Origin of the sequence: Micromonospora sp. C95 (assembly GCF_018070465.1) — a bacterium.
GTDB lineage: Bacteria > Actinomycetota > Actinomycetes > Mycobacteriales > Micromonosporaceae > Micromonospora.
Genome location: NZ_JAGPXT010000001.1, coordinates 520207 through 544010 on the forward strand (window position 1 = coordinate 520207; position 23804 = coordinate 544010).

The 23804-nt window shown below is 71.7% G+C and carries 24 protein-coding genes; 14 read left to right on the forward strand and 10 right to left on the reverse strand.

Annotation, left to right across the window (positions count from 1 at the left end):
• A complete protein-coding gene (locus tag KBX00_RS02380) occupies nucleotides 1–438 on the forward strand; it encodes a heat shock protein transcriptional repressor HspR (protein WP_210822661.1) in 438 nt (145 codons plus the stop codon).
• Nucleotides 439–619: 181 nt separating this feature from the next.
• On the forward strand, nucleotides 620–835 hold the full coding sequence (locus KBX00_RS02385) for a hypothetical protein (protein WP_210822663.1): 216 nt from the start codon (nucleotides 620–622) through the stop codon (nucleotides 833–835).
• 56 nt (nucleotides 836–891) lie between these two features.
• Here KBX00_RS02385 and KBX00_RS02390 read toward each other — a convergent pair whose 3' ends face one another.
• The 4 genes from KBX00_RS02390 to KBX00_RS02405 form a co-directional block, all read right to left on the reverse strand.
• On the reverse strand, nucleotides 892–1320 hold the full coding sequence (locus KBX00_RS02390) for a hypothetical protein (protein WP_210822665.1): 429 nt from the start codon (nucleotides 1318–1320) through the stop codon (nucleotides 892–894).
• A gap of 169 nt (nucleotides 1321–1489) precedes the next feature.
• Complete coding sequence (locus tag KBX00_RS02395; RefSeq protein ID WP_210822681.1) at nucleotides 1490–2701, reverse strand: cation:proton antiporter; 1212 nt, start codon at nucleotides 2699–2701, stop codon at nucleotides 1490–1492.
• Between the two features lie 7 nt (nucleotides 2702–2708).
• Nucleotides 2709–3209, reverse strand: coding sequence for a cation:proton antiporter regulatory subunit (locus KBX00_RS02400; RefSeq protein WP_210822683.1), 501 nt, complete (start codon nucleotides 3207–3209; stop codon nucleotides 2709–2711).
• 80 nt (nucleotides 3210–3289) lie between these two features.
• On the reverse strand, nucleotides 3290–3862 hold the full coding sequence (locus KBX00_RS02405; RefSeq protein WP_210822685.1) for a hypothetical protein: 573 nt from the start codon (nucleotides 3860–3862) through the stop codon (nucleotides 3290–3292).
• 162 nt (nucleotides 3863–4024) lie between these two features.
• On the opposite strand from KBX00_RS02405, the gene clpB reads away from it, so the two are divergent.
• The 9 genes from clpB to KBX00_RS02450 all read left to right on the forward strand — a co-directional run bounded on the left by clpB (nucleotide 4025) and on the right by KBX00_RS02450 (nucleotide 12557).
• Nucleotides 4025–6616, forward strand: coding sequence for an ATP-dependent chaperone ClpB (gene clpB, locus KBX00_RS02410; RefSeq protein WP_210822687.1), 2592 nt, complete (start codon nucleotides 4025–4027; stop codon nucleotides 6614–6616).
• 62 nt (nucleotides 6617–6678) lie between these two features.
• Nucleotides 6679–7059 carry a hypothetical protein gene (locus KBX00_RS02415; protein ID WP_210822689.1) on the forward strand — a complete coding sequence of 127 codons (381 nt, stop codon included), beginning with the start codon at nucleotides 6679–6681 and terminating at the stop codon, nucleotides 7057–7059.
• Between the two features lie 70 nt (nucleotides 7060–7129).
• On the forward strand, nucleotides 7130–8152 hold the full coding sequence (locus KBX00_RS02420; protein WP_210822692.1) for a hypothetical protein: 1023 nt from the start codon (nucleotides 7130–7132) through the stop codon (nucleotides 8150–8152).
• A 73-nt stretch (nucleotides 8153–8225) separates the two neighbouring features.
• Nucleotides 8226–8825, forward strand: a complete 600-nt coding sequence (locus KBX00_RS02425; protein WP_210822694.1) for a DUF4178 domain-containing protein — start codon at nucleotides 8226–8228, stop codon at nucleotides 8823–8825.
• A gap of 128 nt (nucleotides 8826–8953) precedes the next feature.
• On the forward strand, nucleotides 8954–9769 hold the full coding sequence (locus KBX00_RS02430; RefSeq protein ID WP_210822696.1) for a hypothetical protein: 816 nt from the start codon (nucleotides 8954–8956) through the stop codon (nucleotides 9767–9769).
• Between the two features lie 149 nt (nucleotides 9770–9918).
• A complete protein-coding gene (locus KBX00_RS02435; RefSeq protein ID WP_210822698.1) occupies nucleotides 9919–10608 on the forward strand; it encodes a hypothetical protein in 690 nt (229 codons plus the stop codon).
• Complete coding sequence (locus KBX00_RS02440; protein WP_210822699.1) at nucleotides 10608–11423, forward strand: SDR family oxidoreductase; 816 nt, start codon at nucleotides 10608–10610, stop codon at nucleotides 11421–11423. Before KBX00_RS02435 ends, KBX00_RS02440 begins: the two co-directional genes overlap by 1 nt.
• A 168-nt stretch (nucleotides 11424–11591) precedes the next feature.
• A complete protein-coding gene (locus KBX00_RS02445) occupies nucleotides 11592–12122 on the forward strand; it encodes an orotate phosphoribosyltransferase (RefSeq protein WP_210822701.1) in 531 nt (176 codons plus the stop codon).
• 57 nt (nucleotides 12123–12179) lie between these two features.
• A complete protein-coding gene (locus KBX00_RS02450; RefSeq protein ID WP_007454255.1) occupies nucleotides 12180–12557 on the forward strand; it encodes a helix-turn-helix transcriptional regulator in 378 nt (125 codons plus the stop codon).
• A gap of 50 nt (nucleotides 12558–12607) precedes the next feature.
• On the opposite strand, the gene KBX00_RS02455 is transcribed toward KBX00_RS02450, so the two are convergent.
• From KBX00_RS02455 to KBX00_RS02470, 4 genes are all read right to left on the reverse strand, one after another.
• The gene (locus KBX00_RS02455) at nucleotides 12608–13543 is read right to left on the reverse strand and encodes a DUF368 domain-containing protein (protein WP_210822703.1); all 936 of its coding nucleotides are present in this window, start codon (nucleotides 13541–13543) and stop codon (nucleotides 12608–12610) included.
• Nucleotides 13544–13639: 96 nt separating this feature from the next.
• Nucleotides 13640–16165, reverse strand: a complete 2526-nt coding sequence (locus KBX00_RS02460; RefSeq protein ID WP_210822705.1) for a polynucleotide kinase-phosphatase — start codon at nucleotides 16163–16165, stop codon at nucleotides 13640–13642.
• Nucleotides 16162–17595: a 3' terminal RNA ribose 2'-O-methyltransferase Hen1 gene (locus KBX00_RS02465; RefSeq protein ID WP_210822707.1), complete on the reverse strand. Its 1434-nt coding sequence runs from the start codon at nucleotides 17593–17595 to the stop codon at nucleotides 16162–16164. Before KBX00_RS02465 ends, KBX00_RS02460 begins: the two co-directional genes overlap by 4 nt.
• A gap of 169 nt (nucleotides 17596–17764) precedes the next feature.
• Complete coding sequence (locus KBX00_RS02470) at nucleotides 17765–17977, reverse strand: hypothetical protein (protein ID WP_093403775.1); 213 nt, start codon at nucleotides 17975–17977, stop codon at nucleotides 17765–17767.
• 158 nt (nucleotides 17978–18135) lie between these two features.
• Here KBX00_RS02470 and KBX00_RS02475 point away from each other — a divergent pair, with 158 nt between their 5' ends.
• Together KBX00_RS02475 and fbaA are read left to right on the forward strand one after the other, a co-directional pair.
• The gene (locus KBX00_RS02475) at nucleotides 18136–18528 is read left to right on the forward strand and encodes a phage holin family protein (RefSeq protein ID WP_210822709.1); all 393 of its coding nucleotides are present in this window, start codon (nucleotides 18136–18138) and stop codon (nucleotides 18526–18528) included.
• Between the two features lie 158 nt (nucleotides 18529–18686).
• Entirely contained in the window at nucleotides 18687–19712 is a 1026-nt protein-coding gene (gene fbaA, locus KBX00_RS02480; protein WP_210822711.1) for a class II fructose-bisphosphate aldolase, read from the forward strand.
• Between the two features lie 54 nt (nucleotides 19713–19766).
• On the opposite strand, the gene KBX00_RS02485 is transcribed toward fbaA, so the two are convergent.
• On the reverse strand, nucleotides 19767–21011 hold the full coding sequence (locus KBX00_RS02485; protein ID WP_210822713.1) for an LOG family protein: 1245 nt from the start codon (nucleotides 21009–21011) through the stop codon (nucleotides 19767–19769).
• A gap of 252 nt (nucleotides 21012–21263) precedes the next feature.
• Here KBX00_RS02485 and KBX00_RS02490 point away from each other — a divergent pair, with 252 nt between their 5' ends.
• A complete protein-coding gene (locus KBX00_RS02490; RefSeq protein WP_210822715.1) occupies nucleotides 21264–21692 on the forward strand; it encodes a DUF3151 domain-containing protein in 429 nt (142 codons plus the stop codon).
• Between the two features lie 97 nt (nucleotides 21693–21789).
• Here KBX00_RS02490 and KBX00_RS02495 read toward each other — a convergent pair whose 3' ends face one another.
• On the reverse strand, nucleotides 21790–23757 hold the full coding sequence (locus tag KBX00_RS02495; RefSeq protein ID WP_210822717.1) for a chromosome partitioning protein: 1968 nt from the start codon (nucleotides 23755–23757) through the stop codon (nucleotides 21790–21792).
• Nucleotides 23758–23804 lie beyond the last annotated feature (47 nt).

The following is a 23804-nucleotide window of genomic DNA, read 5'->3' on the forward strand; positions in this document are numbered from 1 at the left end:
ATGGACGGGTTCGTCGGCTCGGATGACCCGGCATACGAGGCCAAGGTGCTGATGATCTCGGTTGCGGCGCGGATGGCGGGGATGCACCCGCAGACGCTGCGCCAGTACGACCGGCTCGGCCTGGTGCAGGCCGGCCGGGCGGCCGGTGGCGGGCGGCGGTACAGCGTCCGGGACGTGGTGCTGCTGCGCGAGGTGCAGCGGCTCAGCCAGGACGACGGCGTCAACCTCGCCGGCATCAAGCGGATCATCGGGCTGGAACAACTGTTGGAGCAGGTGCAGCAGCGGGTCGCCCAGCTGGAGGCCGAGCTCGACGCCGCGTACCGCCGGATGGCCGAGCTGGAGTCGTTGGCCCGCTTCCCCGGTCGGGATCTCGTCCCCACCAACCAGACCTCGACCGCCCTGGTGGTCTGGCGTCCGCGCCGCAGCCCCGGGCGCTGACGCCCGCTGCGGCCGAAAGGGTGTGGCTCCGCCAGGCGGAGCCACACCCTTTCCGTGTGTCCGCCGAGCCTGCGCTGCTGGTGTTTCCGCAAACCCGAGCGCTGGACGGGTTGTCCCGATTAGCCTTCAGGAATCAGGTCTAAACCGACCCAATCCGGACTCCGATCTGGCGGGGGGAGTCATGACGGAAGCGGCGAGGAAGGTGGCCGAGGAGACGGAGCAACGCCTCGACGACCTGGCTGAGAGCGTCCAGAACCGGTTCGACCGGATCACCAAGGGACGTCTCTCCGACCAGAGTCAGGCCGACAGGTCCGTCGACCGGGGTGGCCGGGTCGGTCATGGTGCCGGCCAGGTGCGCAGCGACCAGCACCGGCGCGAGCGGGGCGGGTCGCGTTGAGGAAATTGCCGACGTGCGGGCCGGGAGCCACGGGGGGTCCCGGCCCGTTCGGCACGTCAGAGCCGGCGGTTCTCCCGGACCAGCCCGCCCTCGCACCACTCCCGGTACACGAAGAGCTCCGGCCGGGTCAGCAGTACCCGGCTGTTGTGCGCCCAGGTGCGCATCATCTCGTCGCCGTTTCGCTCGGCCTGGTCGACGAGCTTCCGGAAGCGACGCTTCGGGTGTGCCCGGAAGTTCGTCCGGATTCCGTCGGCGGCGTAGATGTAGAGGCAGTGCAGCGCGAACCGGCGCGCCGGACAGCGGGTGTCCATGGCGAGATCGAACAGCGTCATCACCAGCCGGTCGCCGGAGACCAGCAGGTCCCAGTCCGGTGGCATCGACGTCAACGGGACCGAGTCGGGTTGGTAGGCCCACGCTCGCAACTCCGCCGAGGTCGGGTCGACGGGGTTGGCGAAGCCGTGGAACGCTGACTCCTGCACGCTCACCGGCCAACCTTCCGCTTCCGCCGCGGGGGCGTGCGCCCACCGGGAACCTGGCTGCTGGGGCGACACCGTAACGCGGTACCGGTGAGTACCGGTAGACCCTACGGGAAGCAATTCGGCATCTGTTGGTCAACGGGGGTCGTCCGGAGCGGTCTCACCGACCGGTGCGCGGTCACGCCCGGTCGGCCACCGGTGCCGGTTGCGCCCGTTGGGCCCGGGCGCGCGCCCGTAGCCACTGCTTGAACCAGCCCAGATCCGGCAACCGCGCGAGCATCGGCCCGGTCACCACCGTGATCAGCACGTACGCCGTGGCGAGCGCCGCCAGCTGCGGGTCGACGCCGCCGGCGGCCACCGCCAGCCCGGCGATCACGATGGAGAACTCTCCCCGGGGCACGAGTGCCAACCCGGCCCGCCAGCGTCCCGGCTCGGCGATTCCGGCCCGCCGGGCCGCCAGGTAGCCGGTCAACGTCTTCGTTCCCATCGTCACGAACGCGAGCAGCAGCGCCGGCAGCAGCACCGGTGGGATGCCCCGTGGGTCGGTGACCAGGCCGAAGAAGACGAAGAAGACGGCGGCGAACAGGTCCCGCAGGGGAGTGAGCAGCTCGGTGGCGTGGTGGGCGACCGGGCCGGACAGCGCGATGCCGACCAGGAACGCGCCGACCGCCGCCGAGACCTGGAGCTTCGCCGCGATCCCGGCCACCAGGAGGGTCAGCCCGAGCACGCCGAGCAGCAGTGCCTCGGCGTCGTTGGCCGACATGAACCGGGAGATCTGTTTGCCGTACCGGACGGCGACCACAAGCACCGCGATGACGGTCACCACCGCGATGCCCAGGCCGATGCCGCCCTTTGCCAGGCCCACGCCGGCCAGCAAAGCGGTCACCAGGGGTAGGTAGAACGCCATCGCCAGGTCCTCGATCACCAGCACCGAGAGGACCACGGGTGTCTCGCGGTTACCGAGCCGGCCCAGGTCGGCGAGGATCTTGGCGATCACCCCCGAGGACGAGATCCAGGTGATCCCGGCGAGCACCACCGCGGACACCCAGCCCCAACCGAGCAGCAGCGCGAAGGCTGCCCCCGGCAGGGCGTTGAGCAGCGCGTCGATCAACCCGGCGGGTGCGGAGGCCCGCAGGTTGCCAACGAGTTCGGTGGCCGAGTACTCCAGGCCGAGCATCACCAGCAGCAGGATCACGCCGATCTCCGCGCCGACGGCGAAGAATTCCTCGCTGGCGTTGAGTTCCACGATGCCGCCGTGGCCGAAGGCGAGGCCGGCGAGCAGGTACAGCGGGATCGGTGACAGGCCGATCCGGCGGCTGAGCCGTCCGAGCATGCCGAGCAGGAACAGCAGCGCGCCGACTTCGACAAGCAGGGTCGTGGTTTCGTGCATCCGCGCCTCAGCCGTCCGGATCGCCGTCGGCGAAGATGGCCGTGACGGCGTCGAGGCCGTGGCGGGTCCCGACGACGACCACCACGTCGCCCGCGGCGAACCGGAACGAGGGAGCCGGCGAGACGTTCACCTCGCCGTCGCGCAGCACGGCCACGATCGAGGCGCCGGTGCGGGTCCGGGCCTTGGTGTCCCCCAACGGCCGGTTGACGTACGGCGAGGCGGCCGGAATGGCGATCTGCTCGGTGAGCAGACCGGCGGCCTGCTCGCGGAGCCCGGAGAGCTGGCCGAGCATGAGCGACGCGCCGAGGATGTCGGCCAGCGCCTCGGCCTCGTCATCGGTGAGCGGGATGTCCGCCGCGCTGGCGTCCGGGTCGTCCGGGTCGTACAGGACGAGGTCCCGGCGGCCACTGCGATGGGAGACCACGCCCAGGCGACGGCCGGACTCCGTCACCAGTTCGTGGCGGACACCGATCCCCGGTAAGGCAGTCTGTTCGACACGTACTCGCACCCCGGCAACGCTACCGGCACGCCGCCGGACGTACGGAGCCGGCGCAGCGGTACGACCTGCCGTGCCGGCGGCCGGACGGCTCAGGCAAGCGCGGTGAGACGGCAGGTCAGCGAGGGCCGGTCACCGCGGTCCACGGTCACCGTGACCAGGCAGCCCCGCTCGGAGTCGAGGACGATCCGCAGCGTCCGCCGGTCAGGCACGGCGAAGCCGTGGTAGGGCGACGGTTCGTTGCCCATCGGGCTGGCGTCGATCTGAACCAGGCCGGTGGCGTCCGGCTCGGTCACCGCCGACACCACCACCCGGGACAGCAGGTCCACCGGGCGGAGCATCTCCACCAACCAGGCGTCCACGACCGCCGGCCACGAGTAGAAGTACCGGGGGTCGTCCCGCGAGTCCTCATCCGGGACCGGGGAGCTGAGCTGCTCGCCGTCACCGTTCACCTGCACCAGGCGTCGGCCGTCGCAGCGGCGGTGCACCTCGCCGTCGGCGTCCCTGACGGTGTACGACCAGCGCAGCAGGCCGGGAGCGTCCAGCCGGTGCTCGGACAGGTGCTGGACGGCGCCGTCCGGACCGGTCGTGCCGACGCTCGCGGTCGCCGACGCCACCGCGTCACGGGTCACCAGGGACAGCCACCTCGTCACGTTGATCTGCATGCCGTCCCTCCACCCCTGATCGAATCGGAAGGCATCCTCGGCGAGGGTCGATCGATGGAGTGGCGTGCGACAAGTGACACAGCTCACACCGCTTGGGTTGAGTGGAATAGACTCAACTCTGGTTCTGTCGGTACCAGTGGACACACCGATCCAGGGGAGCCCATGAACACCGAACGCCTCACCACCAAGAGCCGCGAGACCATCACCGGCGCAGTCGCCCTGGCGAACCAGCGGGGGCACGCCACCGTCGAACCGTGGCATCTGCTGTTGTCGCTGCTGGACACCGAGGGCTCGACCGCTGCCGGCCTGCTGCGCGCCGTCGGGGCCGACCCGGCCGAGCTGCGCCGGGCCAGCCAGCGTGCCGTCGACGCGCTGCCCGCCGCCCGGGGCTCCAGCATCGCCGAGCCGACCCTGGCCCGCGAGTTCGTAAACGCCATCGGTGCCGCCGAGCAGATCGCCCGCCCGCTGGGCGACGAGTACACCTCCACCGAGCACCTGCTCGCCGGACTGGCCCGGGTCGGCGGGGCCGTGTCCGCCACGCTCAAGGCCGCCGGTGCCACCGAGGAGAGCCTGGTCGCCGCCTTCCCTACGGTACGCGGCGGTGATCGTCGGGTGACCACCGCTGACCCGGAGCAGACCTACCAGGCGCTCACCAAGTACGGCGTGGACCTGACCGCGAGCGCGCGGGACGGCAAGATCGACCCGGTGATCGGGCGGGACTCCGAGATCCGTCGGGTGATCCAGGTGCTGTCCCGGCGTACCAAGAACAACCCGGTGCTGATCGGCGAGCCAGGTGTCGGCAAGACCGCGATCGTCGAGGGTCTGGCCCAGCGGATCGTGGCCGGCGACGTGCCGGAGTCGCTACGGGACAAGAAGCTGGTCTCGCTCGACCTCGGCGCGATGGTGGCCGGCGCGTCGTACCGGGGTCAGTTCGAGGAGCGGTTGAAGTCGGTCCTGGAGGAGATCAAGAGCTCCGACGGGCAGGTCATCACCTTCCTCGACGAGCTGCACACCGTGGTGGGCGCCGGCAAGGGCGAGGGCTCGATGGACGCCGGCAACATGCTCAAGCCGATGCTGGCCCGTGGTGAGCTGCGCATGGTGGGTGCGACCACGCTCGACGAGTACCGCGAGCACATCGAGAAGGATCCCGCGCTGGAGCGTCGCTTCCAGCCGGTGCTCGTCGGTGAGCCGACCGTGGCGGACACCATCGGCATCCTGCGCGGCCTCAAGGAGCGGTACGAGGTGCACCACGGCGTACGCATCACCGACGCCGCGCTGGTCGCCGCCGCCGCCCTCTCCGACCGCTACATCACCGACCGGTTCCTGCCGGACAAGGCGATCGACCTGGTCGACGAGTCCGCGTCCCGGCTCCGGATGGAGATCGACTCCCGCCCGGTCGAGGTGGACGAGATCGAGCGGGCGGTCCGCCGGCTGGAGATCGAGGAGATGGCGCTGGCCAAGGAGCCGGACGCGGCGTCCGCCGAGCGCCTGGAGCGGCTACGCAAGGAACTGGCCGACAAGCGTGAGCAGCTCACCGTCCTCTCCGAGCGGTGGCAGCTGGAGAAGAGTCACATCACCAAGCTCTCCACGGCCAAGGAGGAGCTGGAGCGGCTCGGCGGTGAGGCCGAACGGGCCGAGCGGGACGGCGAGCTGGAACGCGCCGCCGAGCTGCGGTACGGCCGGATCCCCGCCCTGAAGGCCGAACTGGCCACCGCCGAGGAGGAACTGGCCCGGCTCCAGTCCGCCGGCGCGATGCTCAAGGAGGAGGTCGGCGCGGACGACATCGCCGCCGTGGTCGCGTCCTGGACCGGCATCCCCGCCGGCCGGCTGCTTGAGGGTGAGACCGCGAAGCTGCTGCGGATGGAGGAGTCGCTGCGCGGGCGGGTGGTCGGCCAGACCGAGGCGGTCGGCGCGGTTTCGGACGCGGTCCGGCGCGCGCGGGCCGGTGTCGCCGACCCGGACCGCCCGACCGGCAGCTTCCTCTTCCTCGGCCCGACCGGTGTCGGCAAGACCGAGCTGGCCAAGGCGCTCGCCGAGTTTCTCTTCGACGACGAGCGGGCGATGGTCCGCATCGACATGAGCGAGTACGGCGAGAAGCACTCGGTCGCCCGCCTGGTCGGCGCCCCTCCCGGTTACGTCGGTTACGAGGAGGGCGGCCAGCTCACCGAGGCGGTGCGCCGCCGGCCGTACTCGGTGATCCTGCTGGACGAGGTGGAGAAGGCCCACCCGGACGTCTTCGACATCCTGCTTCAGGTGCTCGACGACGGCCGGCTCACCGACGGCCAGGGGCGTACGGTCGACTTCCGCAACGCCATCCTGATCCTCACCTCGAATCTCGGCTCGGCGGTGATCAGTGACCTGACGCTGGCCGAGGAGCAGCGCCGCGAGGGCGTCCTGGCCACGGTCCGGTCGCACTTCAAGCCGGAGTTCCTCAACCGGCTCGACGACATCGTGGTCTTCGCCGCCCTGCACGGTGACGATCTGCGGGCCATCGTGGACATCCAACTGGCGCGGCTGAGTCGGCGTCTCGCGGACCGCCGGTTGACGTTGGACGTCACCGAGGACGCCCGTGGGTGGCTCGCCGAGCACGGGTACGACCCGATCTACGGTGCCCGCCCGCTGCGTCGGCTGGTTCAGTCCGCGATCGGCGACCAGCTCGCCAGGGCGCTGCTCGCCGGCGAGGTCCGCGACGGCGACACGGTGCGGGTCGACCTGCGGGACAGCAAGGACGGCCTCTCGGTCACGTCCAACTGAACCCGTCGCGCCGGGCCCGCCTCCAACGGGCGGAGGCGGGCTCCCGGGGCGAGGATGGAGACATGTTCGGGATGCGGCGCAAGAAGGAGTCGGAGTTGGCGAAGGCCGTCGCGGAACTCGGCCACGCCAACACACTGGCGTTCGGTGGGGTGGGAATCGCGGGCACGTTGCTGCCCGAGACCGAGGCGTACCAGCGCGTCGAGGCGGCCGTGACCGACCACCCGGAGGAGGTCCGCGACCTGCTCGACCGGCTGCTCACCGGCGGCGCCCCTGCGGGGCGGGTGTACGCCGCCACCCTGCTGGAGCGGCTGGACCCGGCGGCCGGGCGGGCGGCCTGGACGGCGCTGCGCGGAGACCCGGCGGAGCTGAGCACCATGACCGGCTGCGTGATGGGAAGTACCACCGTGGGCGCGTACGCCGGCGAGCGACTGGGCACCTCCTGATCCGACCGCCGCTCGGATTCACCCGAACGGAGCTGCCGGGGGCTTGCCAACGGTCCGTACCGTCCGCGACATGACCGCGACCGCCGAACCGTCGGCAGCCGTACCCCCGCCCCGGCCGCCGCGCCCCGGTACCGTCACCGTGGCTTTCTGGCTGCAACTCGGCACCGTGCTGATCCTGCTCGGCCTCGTCACTCTGCTGGTGCTGGCGGCGGTCGACTGGAACGACGCGATCGACAAGGCACTGCGGCAGGTGCCCGACGCCGACCCGGACGAGGTACGCGCGGAGCGCTGGAACACCGTCATGATGGCGACGGTGTTCGGCGTGCCGGCCCTGCTGCTGGCGCTCTGGTTGGGACTCACGTCGGGCTGGGTGCTCCGGGGCAGCAACACCGCCCGCGTGATGGTCTTCGTGGCCGGCGGCCTCCAACTGCTGCTCTGCGTCGCCCAGGGCTGTGCCGGCTCGTTCCTGATCCCGTTCGGTCTGGCGTTCGCGCTGGCCGACGGGCCGTACGTCGACGAGCCGTACCCGGAAGATGTTCCGCCGCCGGACGACGAATTCTGGCCGGAGTCGGACTTCATCGAGGCTCTCTACGACCAGCCGAACGCGTTCGAGGTGTTCCTCCCGTTGACGGGTCTCGGCGTGCTGCTGGTGTTCCTGCTCACGGCGGCGGTGGTGCTGCTGCTGGCGCTGCCGCCGGCCCACCGCTGGTTCGTGCCCCGCTCCGAACCGGCCACTACGTGGCCACCCCCCGGCGGCGACATCCCGAACGCATACCTGGTCAACTACCCCGTGCCCACGGGCTATCCCGCGCCACCTGGATATCCGCCGGGTTATCCGCCGCCGCCCGGTTATGGCGTGCCCGGTGCGGGGTATGCCGGGCCCTGGTATCCGGGGTATGCCGAGGGCGGCCCGGCACCGCGCGGGAATGCCCCGTACCCGGCGGCCTCGCTTCCCGTCCCGGAGACACCGCCGGTGCCGGCTGCTCCACCCGCGTCGGACGGATCAACTTCCCCGGGCGGCGTCACCGCGGCCTCCGGCGGTGACGAGCGGGGAGGTGCTGTCGCCGACGGGACGGACCGGGCCGAGCGGTAGCCGGTTGGCGGAAGGTGGCCCCTGCCCGGATCATGGTCGACGTCTCCGCTGAACTGTCTCGGGAGGTGACCGGGTGGACGGGACGACGTACCTGGCGGCCGGTTGCCTGGTCGGGTTGGCCGTCGCCGGGTTCGCGCTGCGTTGGTGGCGTGACCGGTCGGCGGCGGGCCGCCGGCAACAGCAGCGGTACGGCGGCGCGCAGCGACGTGACCCGAGGCGGATCGAGGTCGGGGACATCGTCGAGATCGGTGACACCACCTACGCCGTGCGGGGCTCGATCCGCCTGGTGGAAGGCGAGTGGAGGTGGGCCGAGCACCTCCTCGACGACCTGGACGAGCACGGCGGTCGACGCCGGCTCTCGGTCGCGGAGAGCCCCGCATTCGAACTGGTGCTGTGGGAGTCGGCGCCGCGTGACGCCACCGTCACGCCGGGCGCGCCGGCCGTGGAGTCCGGCGGGCGGAGCTACAGCTGGCACGAGTCGGGCCAGGCCCGGTACACCGCTTCCGGATCCACCGAACTGACGCCGAGCGGCACCATGCGCTACCACGACTACCGGGCCCCGGGCGGGGCGCGGCTCACCTTCGAGGCGTACGGCGAGGCGGGCTGGGAGATGGCCCGTGGTGAGCGGCTGGACGGCGACGGGGTGACCGTCCATCCGCAGAGCGGCTCCTGAGCGGGCAACGGCCGTCTGATCGATCCCGACCGACCGGCTGGCCGGTGACGCGCCCACCGCTCGGCGTCGCGTCGTGCCGGAATGGCCCGTTGCCGATACGGTGAAGCGCGTTCCAGGAAGGGAGAAAGATGGTCGATCCTCAAAACACCCCGGCCCGGTCGCGACCGGGCGTGGTGACAATATCCACCTACCTGCTGCTGCTGTTCGCGATCTGCCAACTGATCAGCGTGATCATCTCGCTGGCCACCATCGGCACCGTCCGCGACGTGATGGAGGACGCCTACCGCGACTCCACCGTCGAGGGGGCGCAGAACGTCGCCGACGTGGTGGTCCTCGTCGGCGTCGGCACCGCCATCTTCCTGCTGGTGGCGTCGTTCGCGCTGTTCGGCCTGGGACTGATGAACCTGCGCGGCAAGAACGGCACCCGGATCGCCACCTGGATCGTCGGTGGCATCCTCTTCTGCTGCACCGGGTTCGGCCAGCTCAGCGGGTTCGCCGGCAACATGGGCACGCCCGGCGACACCAGCGGCGACATGCCCAGCGGTGAGGAGATCCAGCGTCGGCTGGAAGACGCGTTGCCGGGCTGGACCACGCCGGTCACCATCCTGCTCGGGGTGATCAGCCTGATCTCGCTGCTGGTGGCGCTGATCCTGCTGGCACTGCCCAAGGCGAACGAGTTCTTCCGCAAGCCGACCCAGCAGTGGGAGCCGCCCACGCCGGGCGGTGCGTACCCGGGCCAGCCCGGCTACCCGCCGGCTCCCGGTTACCCGGGCACCGCGCCGGCCGAGCCGGGCTACCCGGCCACCCCGCAGCAACCGGCCGAGCCCGGCTATCCGCCGGCTACCGGCGGCCAGCCAGCGGCAGGCGACCCGGGCGGGCAGACTCCGCCGGCCGATGGTCCGGAGCAGCCCGGTGCGCAGCCGCCCACCGACCGCCCCGGCTGACCCTCGGTGGCGCGGCGCGGGTGCCGGCGTCCCTGGCCAGCCGTCGCCTGAAACTCGGCTCGCCCCGTGATGTCGACACCCGCGTAAGGCACGACCGCGACGGTCCCTCCGAGTAGGTTGCTTCCGAACGCCTACCGGAGGGACTTGTCGTGTCGTATCCCGAACAGGCACCGGCCCGCCGGCCGGCGGTGGTCGTGCTGGCGGCGGTGACGCTTGCCGTGATGGCGCTCGGCGCGCTCGCGTTCGCGGTGAGCGGGCTGGCGTCGCTCGGCGGCACGGTGGACCGGTTTCGCGCGTCGGTCGGCACCGACGCCGACCCCACTCAGATCGACGCGGTGGTGGCGCTGTTGCGGGCCTCGGCCGTGGTGTCAGCGGTGCTGAGTGTCCTCGCCGGCCTGCTCCTGGTCGGCCTGGCGCTGGGTCTGGCCGCTCGTCGGCCGGCGGCTCGGGTGGCGACCTGGGTGGTCGCTGGGCTGGGCATGTGCTGCGGGTGTGGTGGGCTCGCCACGCTGATCGTGCAGCGCGCGGCGCCGTTGGATCTCGGTGACGACCGGGCGACCGCCGAGTTGCTCGCTCTGGTGCCGGACGCCTACCCGTCCTGGTGGATTCCGCTCACCGTCGCCCTTTCGATCGCCCAGGTGCTCGGTTACCTTGTGGTAGCCGTGCTGCTGGCACTGCCCGCGGCCAACGCCTGGTTCCGGCGTCGGCCGGCACCCCAGCGGCCCGTACCTCCGCACCAGCCACCCACCCCACCGTTCGGCCACCCACCGGCGCCGTCCCCGTACCAGCCCTACCCCCCGCCCGGGGCGCCGACGTCGCCCCCGTACCCACCGAGGTGATGACGCCCGTGACGCCCGAACCGACGACCGACCGATGGGCGTTGATCACCGGGGCGACGGCGGGTATCGGGGCGGCGTTCGCCACCCGGCTCGCCTCCGACGGGTGGCACCTGGTGCTGGTCGCCCGGGACGGAACCCGGCTGGCGGCCCAGGCCGCCGAGTTGACCGGCCGGCACGGCGTGGAGACCGAGACCATCGCCGCCGATCTGGCCACGGACGACGGCTGCGCCCTGGTCGAACGACGGCTGGCCGATGGGCCACCCGTCGAGCTGCTGGTCAACAACGCCGGAATCAGCCTCAACAAGCCGTTCCTCCGGTCGTCTGTTCAGGACGAGACCCGGCTGCTGCGGCTGAACGTGCACGCGGTCCTGCGGCTGACCCTCGCCGCGCTGGCCGCGATGACCGAGCGGCGCAGCGGGGCAGTGATAAATGTCTCTTCCGTCGCGGGTTTCGGCGCGGTGATGCCCGGATCGACGTACTCGGCCAGCAAGGCGTGGGTCACCAACTTCAGCGAGTCCGTCGGGAAGTCCGCCCGCCCCTTCGGCGTACGGGTGATGGCGCTCTGCCCGGGCTACACCCGCACGGAGTTCCACAAGCGAGCCGGCATCGACATGTCGAAAACGCCCGAGTGGATGTGGCTCCAAGCCACCGATGTGGTCGACGAGGCCCTCAGTGACCTGCATAAAAGCAAGTTGGTAAGCGTTCCGTCGTGGAAATACAAGGTTGCTGTGGCGGGACTGCGGCACGCTCCGCGTCGGTTGCTCGACGTCGTCTCCCGCGACACCCGAGGCCGCATCGGTCGGGACCGTCACTGACCGGCGACCGGGTCACCCGCGGCGGCCCGATGAGGACGACATCACTCGATCCGTCCTCATTGATCGACGTAGCGTAACCGGACATCGCCACTCATCGGTCCCCCGGACGGGTTGACCGACGTGGCCCGCACACGCGGCACACAGACTTGCGCAGTACGCTCTATCGCCATGGGGGACCACGACGACCTGCGTAAATTCATTTCCGACCTGGCTGTGGTCCATGGCCGGGTAGTGCTCTCCTCCGGGCGGGAGGCCGACTGGTATGTCGATCTGCGTCGCGTCACGCTGCATCACCAGGCGGCACCGTTGGTGGGGCGGGTGATGCGAGAGCTGACCGCCGACTGGTCGTACGAGGCGGTGGGCGGTCTGACCCTGGGCGCCGACCCGATCGCCTTCGCGATGCTGCACGCTGCCGGGCGTCCGTTGGACGGGTTCGTGGTCCGCAAGGCGGGCAAGGCGCACGGGCTGCAACGTCGAATCGAGGGGCCCGACGTCGCCGGCCGTCGGGTGCTGGCGGTGGAGGACACCTCCACCACCGGGGGCAGTGTGTTGACCGCCGTCGAGGCCCTGCGCGAGGCCGGGGCCGAGGTCGTGGGGGTGGCGGTAATCGTTGATCGTGGTGCCGGCGACGCGGTGCGAGCCGCCGGATTGCCCTATCGGGCGGCCTATACGTTGGCTGACCTCGGCCTTGTGGCGTAAAAGTCTGCCGATTCGGACCTGCTGATATGCAGGCGGATCGATGCTGCTGGTGGAAGGATGGAATACGTGGGAACTGCGTTGGCCGAAATGACTATGCCTCAGATCTCGCCGCTTGCCGGTGAGCCGATCGAACGCGCCGACGCCGAGCGGCTGGCGGGGGTCCTCAAGGCCCTTGCCGACCCCGCTCGGCTGCGGCTGCTCAGCCTGATCCAGTCGGCACCCGAGGGCGAAGCGTGCGTGTGTGACCTCACCGCGCCGCTCGGCCTCTCCCAGCCGACGGTCAGCCACCACCTCCGCATCCTCACCGAGGCCGGCTTGCTGGAGCGGGAGAAGCGCGGTGTGTGGGCCTACTACCGGTTGGTCCCGAGTGCGATCGCCACGATCGCCGACCTGCTGACCCCGCCGCGTAAGCGAGCCACCAAGAAGGCTCGCTGAACCGGAACCGCTTGGTGGCGGCCCAGCCGGGCAGCCACCAAGCGGTGGTTTCAGCGGACGTGCGGCGTCTCGTAGGTCTCCTCGGTGAGATCCCGGGCGGCCCGGCGCAGCCGGCGACGCTCGGCGACGATCATTGCCGCGACCACGGCGACGCCGATTAGGAACAGCGCCACAATGGACGGCACGTGGTCGCCCGGCGCGTGCAGGGCCCGGTCCTCGGACTGCCATGGCCACAGCGCGCGCAGGCTGCCCAGGATGACGCCGGCCATCACCGCCAAGGTCATCCGGCGGTGCTGCTCAAGCAGCCACTGGAGCAGCTTGACGAAGAGCGCCAAGCCGATGACCATGCCCGTTGCGAAGATCGCCAGGTAGCCGAAGTCACGGTCGTTGACGGCGCTGATCGTCGGCTCGTACAGGCCGATGGTGAGCAGCAGGAACGACCCGGAAACCCCGGGCAGCACCAGGGCGCAGACCGCGACCGCCGCCGCGACCAGCACGACAAGCGGATGCGGCTCGATGGTGGCCTGCGGTAGTCCGGTCAGTACGAACGCCGCCACCCCGGCGACGATCAGCGCGACCACCTCCGCCCCCCGCCACGGCTTGCCGACCATCGAGATCGGCACCAGCACCGAGGCGAGGACCAGCCCGAGGAAGAGCCCTCGGGTCTGCTCCGGATGGTCGGCCAGCAGCGGTTCGAGCAGCTTCGCCGCGATCAGCAGGCCGGGCAGCATGCCGATCAGCAGCGGGATCACCACCTCCCAGTGCACCTGCCGTAGCTGGTGCCCCGCCCGCGTCCAGCCGCGCCCGCGCGGGACGTCGGTCACCGCGTACCGCACCGTGTTCACCAGATGCCCGGCGGACGCGATGACCCGCTCGTAGACGCCGGTCACCAGCGCGATCGTCCCGCCGCTGACCCCTGGCACGGCCTCGGCCACACCGATGGCCGCGCCGCGCAGGACATGGCCTACCCGTTCGCCAAATGCCATGAAGATTCCGTTCCGTGAATCGCTCGACCACTGGCCCGTGTGGCGTCCGCCACGGTCAATCAGGCTACCGGGGGCTCGGACGCCCGCCCGGCCAGGTCACAACCGTGGGTCGACCGGCTCCGATTCGCAGGCCAGGATGGCGAAGACCAACTCGTGGCGACGCCACAACGGGGCACCGTCGACCAGGGCGTCCAGGGCGGCCAGGCCGAGCGCGTGCTCGCGCAGCGCCAGGCCCCGCTTGCGGCCCAACGACCGACGCCGCAGCACGGCCAGCTGCTCGGGCTCGGTGTACTCGGGACCGTAGATGATCCGTAGATACTCCCGACCCCGGCACTTGATGCCCGGCTGGAGCAGTGAGCCCCGCTCGCTGCGGGCGGCCGGGCCCGCGTACGGCTTGACGACCATGCCCTCGCCGCCGGAGCCCGTCAACGCCAGCCACCAGTCGGTCGCCTCCCGCACCGAGTCGTCGTCGGACAGTTCGACAACCCGACGGCGGGTCGGCGTGCAGAACTCCGGATCGGCCGCGCAGAGCCGGTCGGCCAACGCCAGGTGCCAGCCGTGATCGCGGTCGTGGTAACTGCCCTTCGCGCCGGCGAGCACCGCGAACGGCGCGAGCCGTACCCCGCGCAACCCGTCGGTCGGCCCCACGTACGCACGGTACGCCGCCGTGTAGGCCGACACGTCGTCGCGGCGGCGGGCCATCCGGTTCCGTAGCTCGGCCACGTCCAGTCCGCGCCCGATCGCGGCGTCCAGCGTTGCCACCGCCACCGGCAGCCCGGCCCGGCCAGCCGCGCCGACCCCCGCGTACTGCTCGCGAATCAGGCTGGAAGCCTTGGCCGACCACGGCAGCAGCTCGCAGTCGAGCAGCAGCCAGTCGGTCGCCAACTCGTCCCAGAGCCCGGCACCGGTCACCGCCGCGCGTACCCGGTCCAGCAGCGCGGTGTCCAGCGGTTCACCGAAGAACGGCCGACCCGTGCGGCTGTGCACGACGCCGCCGCCAGGACCGAACGGGCCACCGTCCGGCTCCCGGCAGACCAGCACCACGGCCCGGGAGCCCATGTGCTTCTCCTCGCAGACGACCCGGTCCACGCCGACCGACCGGTAGTCGGCGAAAGCCTCCGCCGGATGCTCCAGGTAGCCGTCCAACTGCGACGTCGAGCAGGGCGCCATGGTCGGCGGCAGCCACACCAGCCGGCGCGGGTCGACCGCGAAGCGGGTCATCACCTCCAACGCGGCGGCGGCATTCTCCGCCGGCACGGTCAGCGAGCCGTACGCGTGCTCCACGTGCCGCCGACCGGTCACGTCGGTCAACTCCAGCACCTCGTCGGGCCGGGCCGGTGCGGCGGTCAGCGGCCGGACCGGGGCGTACCACTCGCGCTCCGCCGGCACCGCGACCAGTTCCCGCTCCGGGTAGCGCAGCGCGGTCAGCCGACCGCCGAAGACGCAGCCGGTGTCGATGCAGATGGTGTCGTTGACCCACTCCGGCTCGGGGGTGGGGGTGTGGCCGTAGACGACGGTGGCCGAGCCGCGGTACTCCCGGGCCCACGGGTAGCGCACCGGCAGGCCGTACTCGTCGGTCTCGCCGGTGGTTTCGCCGTACAGCGCGAACGCGCGCACCCGCCCGGACGCCCGGCCCTGGTACTCCTGCTTCAGCCCGGCGTGCGCGACGACAAGCCGACCGCCGTCGAGCACGTAGTGGCTGACCAAACCGTCGATGAAGGCGGCCACCTCGGCGGTGAACTCCGCCGGCTCCGCGTCCAGCTGCGCCAACGTCTCGGCCAGACCGTGGGCCACCTTGACGTTGCGGCCGCGCAGCTTGCGCAGCAGCTTCTGCTCGTGGTTGCCGGGCACGCAGAGCGCGTGCCCGGCGGCGACCATGCCCATCACCAGGCGGAGCACCCCGGGCGAGTCCGGGCCGCGGTCCACCAGGTCACCGACGAACACGGCGGTACGCCCCGACGGATGCGTCGCGTCCACCGCCCGGCCGGCGTCGTCACGCTCCAGCCGCCAGCCCAACCGGGTCAACAGCGCCTCAAGCTCGACCCGGCAGCCGTGCACGTCACCGACGATGTCGAACGGCCCGGTCAGCTCGCGCCGGTCGTTGAACAGCCGCTCGTAGCGGATCTCGGCGGCCTCGATCTCATCGACGCCGCGCAGCACGTGCACCTTGCGGAAGCCCTCCCGCGCCAGCTGGCCGTAGCTGCGCCGCAGGTCCCGGGACATTCGGGCGAGCACCTGCCGGCCGAAGGTGCGGTCGAACCGGGCCTCGGTACGCTCCCAGGCCAGCGCCTCCGGCACGTCCAGCACGATCGCCACCGGCAGCACGTCGTGTTCGCGGGCCACCCGGACCAGGGCGGCTCGGGCGTGTGGCTGGAGATTCGTCGCGTCGACCACGGTGAGCCGGCCCGCGCGCAGCCGCTTGCCCGCCACGTAGTGCAGCGCGTCGAAGGCCTCCGCCGAAGCCGACTGGTCGTTCTCGTCGTCGGCGACCATCGCCCGGAAGGCGTCGGAGGAGAGGACCTGGCTGGGCGCGAAGTGCCGGCCGGCGAATGTCGACTTGCCGGAGCCGGAGATCCCGACAAGTGCCACCAGGGCCAGCTCGGGAATGTCGAGCACGCTCATCGGGCTGCCTCCGCACGGGTGAACACGGCCATCTGGGTGGGTGCGCCGACCTCCGGATCGTCCGGCCCGACACCGTGCACCACGGCCGAGTAGCCGTACGTGGCGCCCACTCGCCGTACCCAGTCGGCAAACTCGGCGCGGGTCCACTCGAACCGGTGGTCGGCATGCCGGAACGCGCCCGCCGGCAAGCCCTCGAAGCGCACGTTGTGCTCCACGTTCGGCGTGGTCACCACGACCGCCGTCGGCCGGGCGTAGCCGAAGACGGCATCCTCAAGCGCCGACAGCCGGGGCGGGTCGACGTGCTCGACGACCTCCATCAGCACCGCCGCGTCGTACCCGCACAGCTGCTCGTCGCGGTAGGTCAACGCGGACTGCCGGAGCGTGACGCGGTCACGCTGTCGTTCCGGGAGCCGGTCCAGTCGCAGCCGCCGCGCGGCCAGGGTGAGGGCCTGGATGGAGACGTCGGTGCCGACGATCTCGGTGAACCGGCGGTCACCGATCAGCGTGGCCAGCAGCGCACCCCCGCCGCAGCCCAGGTCCAGCACCCGGTGGGCGCCCGCGTCGACAAGAGCGGCGTGCACCGCCTGGCGGCGGAGCGCGGCAAGCGACGCCCGGGGCGCCGGCTCGGTCGGTATGGCGTCCGACACCCCGTCGTCGGCGGTCGGCTCGTCGGTGGGTCGCTTGGCGTCCAGCCGTTCCAGTGCCTGCCCCGCCAACGCCCGCCGGTGCGCCAGGTAGCGGCGGATGATCAGCCCGCGCTCGGGGTGGTCGGCCAGCCAACCCGCGCCGGCCCGCAGCAGCTTGTCCACCTCGTCCGGGGCCACCCAGTAGTGCTTCGCGTCGTCCAGCACGGGTAGCAGCACGTACAGGTGGTTGAGCGCGTCCGCGACCCGCAGCGTGCCGGTGAGGGTCAGGTCCACGTAGCGGCTGTCGCCCCACTGTGGGTGCAGTTCGTCAAGCGGGATGGCGGTGGCGGTGACCGCCCAGCCGAGCGGACCGAACAGCCGCTCCGCGACCTCGGCCCCACCACGGCAGCGCAGCACCGGCACCCGTACCTCCAGCGGGATGCCTCGGGCGGCCAGTTCCGGGCGTTCCTTCGAAGCACCTCGTAGCGCCGAGCGGTACACCTTCGACAGCGCCGAGGCGAGCAGGCTGGACGCCGCGTACGGCCGGTCGTTGACGTACCGCCCGAGAGTGAAACTTTCCGGCGTCGTGGTCGACTTCCGGCCTCGGCCCCGGCTGGCGGTCAGTTTCAGCGGGTCGACGTCGAGCAGGAGTGCGGCGGTGCAGCGCCGCTCGTCGGCCTCCGGGTAGAAGACGTGCGCGGTGCCGACGGGCACGTCGAAGGCGTGCACCCGGTCGGGATGCTTGATCAGCAGGTGACCGAGGTCCGTCGCCGGCTGGTGCGTCGTGGTGAGGGTGAGCAGCACCCGCCCATGGTGTCAGCTCTCTCGATCTTGTGCCGTCCTGTTTTTCGGTGGTTGCGGTGGGGTTTGCGGGGCGGCCCCACCCGCTCCGGGCGGTCAGGCTTGATCCCTGCGCGGGTGGGGCTGCCCCGCAAACCCGGTGGGCTCCGGCTTGCGGCGGCGGTGCCGGCTTTCAGCGGTAGTCGTCCTCGTCGGCGCCGACCACGCGGGCCTGCTCCATGGCGTCCCAGTCGTCGACCTCCAGGCCACGGTGCGGCTCGACGTCGACCTGGCTCGGGTCGACCACGGCGGCCTGCTCGACGGCGTCGGCCGGCTCGGCCTCCAGGTCGCGCTCCTCCGGGCTCAGGTGGTCGCCGGGGGCGAAGTCCTCGTCGGGCTGGCCCATTCGATGCCTCCGGGATGTCGGCGGACGGTCACCCACCCACCGTACGGGTTGTGCCAGCGCAGTGCTGGGAACCGCCGGCCGCCGAGCCGTCGAGGGTACGCCGTCGCGCCGGTCGAGTCGGCCGAATCGACCCACCGGCGGCAGTCGCCGGTGCCAGGATGGTTGCCGTGGGCTTCCTCATCCGACTGGCGGCGACCGCCATCGCACTGTGGATCACCACGCTGATCGTGCCCGGGGTCGAGGTGACCGGGCGCACCGGTTACCACACGGTGTTCACCCTGCTCGTCGTGGCACTGATCTTCGGTCTGGTCAACGCGGTACTCAAGCCGGTCATCAGGGTCGTGGGTTGTGTCTTCTACCTGCTGACCCTCGGCCTGTTCGCCCTGGTGGTCAACGCCCTGCTGTTCCTGCTGACCGACCGGATCGCCCGGGCGCTCGACCTGCCGTTCCAGGTGGACGGCTTCTGGGCGGCTTTCTGGGGAGCCATCGTGATGGCGGTGGTCACCTGGCTGATCAGCGTGGCGGTACCGGATCCAGCGGACCGGCGGTGAACCGGCCCGGTTGTGCCGGTCGGCCGCCGCTACGGGATACTGCCCGCGGAGGACAGCGCGGTCCGGCGCAGCACGGTAGGACAGGCGGCCGCACGGCCGGCCCCCAAGGTAGGACAGGCGGCCGCACGGCCGACAGCGGCAAGTAAGGAGCGTTCGACATGCCCATCGCTTCCCCCGAGGCTTACGCCGAGATGCTGGACCGCGCCAAGGCCGGCCGGTACGCGTACCCGGCAATCAACGTGACGTCCTCGCAGACGCTGAACGCGGCGCTCAAGGGCTTCGCCGACGCGGAGAGCGACGGCATCATCCAGGTCTCCACCGGTGGCGCGGAATACCTCTCCGGCCCCTCGGTCAAGGACATGGTCACCGGTGCGGTGGCGTTCGCCGCGTACGCGCACGAGGTGGCCAAGAAGTACCCGGTAAACATCGCCCTGCACACCGACCACTGCCCGAAGGACAAGCTGGACAAGTTCGTCCGGCCGCTGATGGCCATCTCCAAGGAGCGGGTGAAGGCCGGCCAGGAGCCGCTGTACCAGTCGCACATGTGGGACGGCTCGGCCGTGCCGGTGGGGGAGAACCTGGAGATCGCGGCCCAGCTGCTCGACGAGGCGGCCAAGGGCAAGATCGTCCTGGAGATCGAGGTCGGCGTCGTCGGTGGCGAGGAGGACGGCGTCGAGAACGCCATCAACGACAAGCTCTACACCACCGTCGAGGACGGCCTGGCCATGGTCGAGGCGCTCGGCCTGGGCGAGAAGGGCCGTTACATGGCGGCGCTGACCTTCGGCAACGTGCACGGCGTCTACAAGCCGGGCAACGTCAAGCTCCGCCCGGAGATCCTCAACCAGATCCAGGAGGCGGTCGGCGCCAAGTACGGCAAGGACAAGCCACTGAGCCTGGTCTTCCACGGTGGTTCCGGCTCGCTGCTCTCGGAGATCCGCGAGGCGCTGGACTACGGCGTGGTGAAGATGAACATCGACACCGACACCCAGTACGCCTTCACCCGTCCGGCGGCGGACCACATGCTCCGCAACTACGACGGGGTGCTCAAGGTCGACGGCGAGGTCGGCAACAAGAAGATGTACGACCCGCGGGTGTGGGGCAAGGCCGCCGAGGCGGGCATGGCCACCCGAGTGGCGGAGGCCTGCGAGCACCTGCGCTCCACCGGCACCACGATGACCAAGTGACGAGCTGACGTCCGCCACGGCGGCCGGCCCCGCTCGCGGGGCCGGCCGCCGTGCTCATCGGGTCAGCAGGCGGGCGGCCTCGTGGACGTCGTCGGTCAGGTGCACGGTGTTCGAGAGGTCGCCGAAGGGGGAGGCGGCCAGCAGCGGGCGCAGCAGCGACTCCACCGGCAGCTCCGTCGTCCAGTACGCGCGGTCCAGGAAGACGTACGCGCCGCTGGCGCCGTCGGTGCCGTAGTAGGTCTTGGTGGCCGCCTGGAACACCTCCTGCACGGTTCCCGCCCGCCCGGGGGCGAAGACGATGCCGCCCCGGGCCAGTCGCAGGATGGTGTCCTCCCGGATGGCATTGGAGAAGTACTTGGCGATCCGGCCCGCGAACAGGTTCGCCGGTTCGTGCCCGTACAGCCAGGTCGGCACGGCGAGTCCGCCGCAGCCCGCCCAGTCCAGGTCACCGGTGGTCAGCGCGGCCGAGTCGGCCCGGTAGGCGGTCACCGGCTCGGTGCCGTTCGCCGGCGGCGTCACCGACCGGCCGAAGAGTTCCCGTACCCGCAGCGCCGCCGCCGTGTAGCGGTCGTGATCGGTGTAGTCCGGCGCGGCGGCGAGCAGGTCGATGGCCGCGCTGAGGTCCTCCGCCGGCCGGGTCGAGAGGTACGCACCCAGGTTCGCGGCCTCCATCACCCCCGGCCCGCCACCGGTGACCACCAGCCGGTGCGCCCGCGCGAGTTCCCGGCCGAGCACCGCGGCCATCCGGTACGGCTGACTGCCCCGGCGGACCGCGTGCCCGCCCATCACCCCGACCACCGACTGCGGCCCGTGCGTGGCCAGCCAGGCTCGGGTGGCGTCGGCGAGCGCGTTGTCCACCCCGTGGTCGTGCAGCCGCTGGCCGAGCGCCTCCCGGACATCGGGTAGCGCGCCACCGTGCGCACGGAAGTGCGCGTACACCCGGGTGTCGTACATCGCCGCGAAGCCGCCCTCGGTGAAGCCGGCGGCAAGTTCCTCCGGGGTGTAGAGGTGGGACGGCTGGGTCGGGTACGGCAGCCCGGAGAACGGCGGGACCACGTTGGCGCCCCGCTGGACCAGGTCGGCACCGACCTGCCGGGAGGCGAAACGGCAGCCGACGAAGAGCGTCCCGGCCACCTCGATTCCGGTGAGGTCGGGGGGCGCCAGGTCCAGTCGGAGGCCCTGCACGGTGAGCCCGACCAGGCTGCCGGTGGCCAGCCGCCGGTCGAACTCCGCCCGGGTCTGGATCTCGTCGGTCCAGGTGTGCGGCTCGATCACGTCCGCGGGAGGTGGAGTCGGCATCGGGTCATCCTGCCGGGCCGGCACAACGCCGTGGACGTGGCCCTCGGCACGACCCGGTCATGAGACGGGAGCCCGACGGCCTGGCCGGGCTCCCGCGTACCCGGTTCCTGGGGAGGCTCCGGATCCATAGTTGTAGTGGATGCGACCCGCCGACGGCATGGGCCGCAGGCGTGACCGACCTCTCGGCCGTTCAGCCGACCGGCTCGCCGGACCCCCTCGCGGGCCGCCGTGCGAAGCGGGTTGAATGGGGCGATGCAGAACCTCCTACCTGAGCCGCCCGCCACGCTCCTGCCCGCGCACGTCGAGGCCGACTCCGCGCTTGCCGCAGCCGAGCAGACCGGCAGCGACGAAGCCTTCGCCGAGGTGGCGGCCCGGTACCCGACGCACAGCGCCGCGTGGGCGGCGCTCGCCGCCCGGGCGTTCGCGCAGGGTCAGGTCGTGCCGGCGTACGCCTACGCCCGTACCGGCTACCACCGGGGACTGGACCAGCTGCGACGCAGCGGGTGGAAGGGGCACGGGCCGGTGCCGTGGTCGCACGAGCCCAACCGTGGCTTCCTGCGCTGCCTCTACGTGCTGTCCCGGGCGGCGGACGCGATCGCCGAGGCGGACGAGGCGGCCCGCTGTGCCCAGTTCCTCCGCGACTGCGACCCGGCCGCCGCCGACGCGCTGGCTAGCAACTGACACGTGCCGGGCCGGAACACCCGCACCGGCTCCGACCCGTCGGCGTGCCACCGCCGGCCCCGGGTACGCCCGGGCCGGCGGCGCGCAACGGTGGCCGCTACAGGCCCTCGGCCACCGAAGCGGCGATCTTGAGCCAGGCGTCCCGGGTGGCCGTCGACAGGTGTGCGTAGCGCAGCGGCTCGCCGGTGTCGATGAGCCGCTCGTACGGGGCCAGCAGCACCGCCCGGGTACGCGCGGCGAAGTGTTCCTGGATCGCCGGCAGGTCGATCTCCTTGCGGGACGGTGGCATGGAGACCACCGTGACCGCCTGCCGGACCAGCCGGTGTCGTCCGCTCTGTTCCAGGTGGTCGAGCATCCGGGCAGCGGTCTCCGCCGAGTCGTTCCGGGCGGACATGGTGACCACCAGCTGGTCGGTGGCGTCCATGGCGGCCTGCCAGTTCTGCGCCCGGACGTTGTTCCCGGTGTCCACGAAGATCAACTTGTAGAACCGGCTGACCACCTCGCGGATCTCGCCGAAGGCGGCGGCGGTGAGCATCTCGCCGCCGGTGGCCGACTCGTCGGAGGCGAGCACGTCGAACATCCCCTCGCCCTGCGAGCGGACGTACTGGGACAGGTCACCGACCCGCCCCTGGGCGCCGTGGAACTGGCCGAGATCCCGGAGCAGGTCTCGCACCGTACGCGAGTGGAAGTCCTGCTGGGCTCGCATGCCGAGGGTGCCCTGGGTCTCGTTGTTGTCCCAGGCCAGCACGTAACCACCGCGATTCTGGCCGAAGGTCATCGCGAGCAGCAGAATGGCGACGGTCTTGCCGGCGCCGCCCTTCGGGTTGACCACGGTGACCTGCCGCAGCCCACCGAAGTTACGGCGCACCATCTCGATGTCCCGCTTGCGTTCCAGCTCGTGCCGCCCCGGCGGGAGCTTCACCAGGCCCGTCTTGTTGACCACGGCGCGGAGCCCGGTCGTCGCGACCGGGTCGGCGGGGCGTACCTGCCGGCGGCGGGCGAATTCCTCGGCGGTGGGCGCAGTGCCGGCCTCCGGGTGCCAGGCCGGCTCCGGATAGGCCGACGGCACCGGTGGCGCGGTGTTCGTCTGCGGATAGGGCTGCTGCGGTGCCGGCGGCACCATCGGCGGCGCGCCGTGCTGCCACGGCGCCGGATTCCAGGCCGGCTGCGGCGGGAACGGACCGGGGGGCGCCGGCGCGTACGACGGCGGGGCGGGCGGCTCGGGTCGCGGCGGCGCGTCGGGTCCGGCGTCCGCCGGTTGCGGGGCGGCGGGTGGTGATTCGGGCGGCACACCGGCATCGGATGACACGGGCGGCAGGGGGGCGCCGGGCTGCGGCACCGGGGCGCTGCCGGGCTGCGGCACTGGGGCGCTGCCGGGCTGCGGCACTGGGGCGCTGCCGGGCTGCGGCACTGGGGCGCTGCCGTGCTGCGGCGTCGGCGGCGCGACGAACGGGTACGGGCCGGGTTGCTGGGGCGGCAGCGGCTGCGGAATCGGTGGTAGCGGTTGGGCCGGCCCGGCCCAGGTGGGGCGGGGCGCACCGGCCGAGGTCTCGGCGGACGCGACCGGATCGGATCCGGACCGCTGCGGTGGATGTGCCCACGGCGACTCCGCCTGCGGTCGGGCCACCGGCTCGGTCTGCGGTAGGCCCACCGGCGGAGCCGCATCATCGTCGGCACCTGTCACCGTGTCGTCCGACGGATCTTGGGCAGCCGAGTCGGTCGGTCCACCGTCACGGGTGGGTGCGACGGCGGTGGGCCGGTCCAGGGTGAAGGGCAGGTCCAGGTCGACCTGGCCGGGCCCGGGTTGCGGCGCCGGCTCCCAGCCGGTGGCGTTCGGCGCACCGTTCGTCAACGACGGGTAGTCCGCAGGCGACGGAGGTGCACCGGGTGCGTGCGTCGGCCGTCCGGGCGGAGGTGGCACGGTGGGCGGCACCGGCGGCGGGGCGCCCCACGTCGGCGCGCCGAAGCCGTCGATCTGCTCCGGCGGCCAGAGTGGTTCGATGTCCCGTTCCGGCATGCCATGCTGGCCGGGCACGTGCACCCGGTCGGCGTTGTCGTCCACCACGGTGTCCTCCCCATTCCTCCTGACGAGGATAGGCCCAGTGACCGACC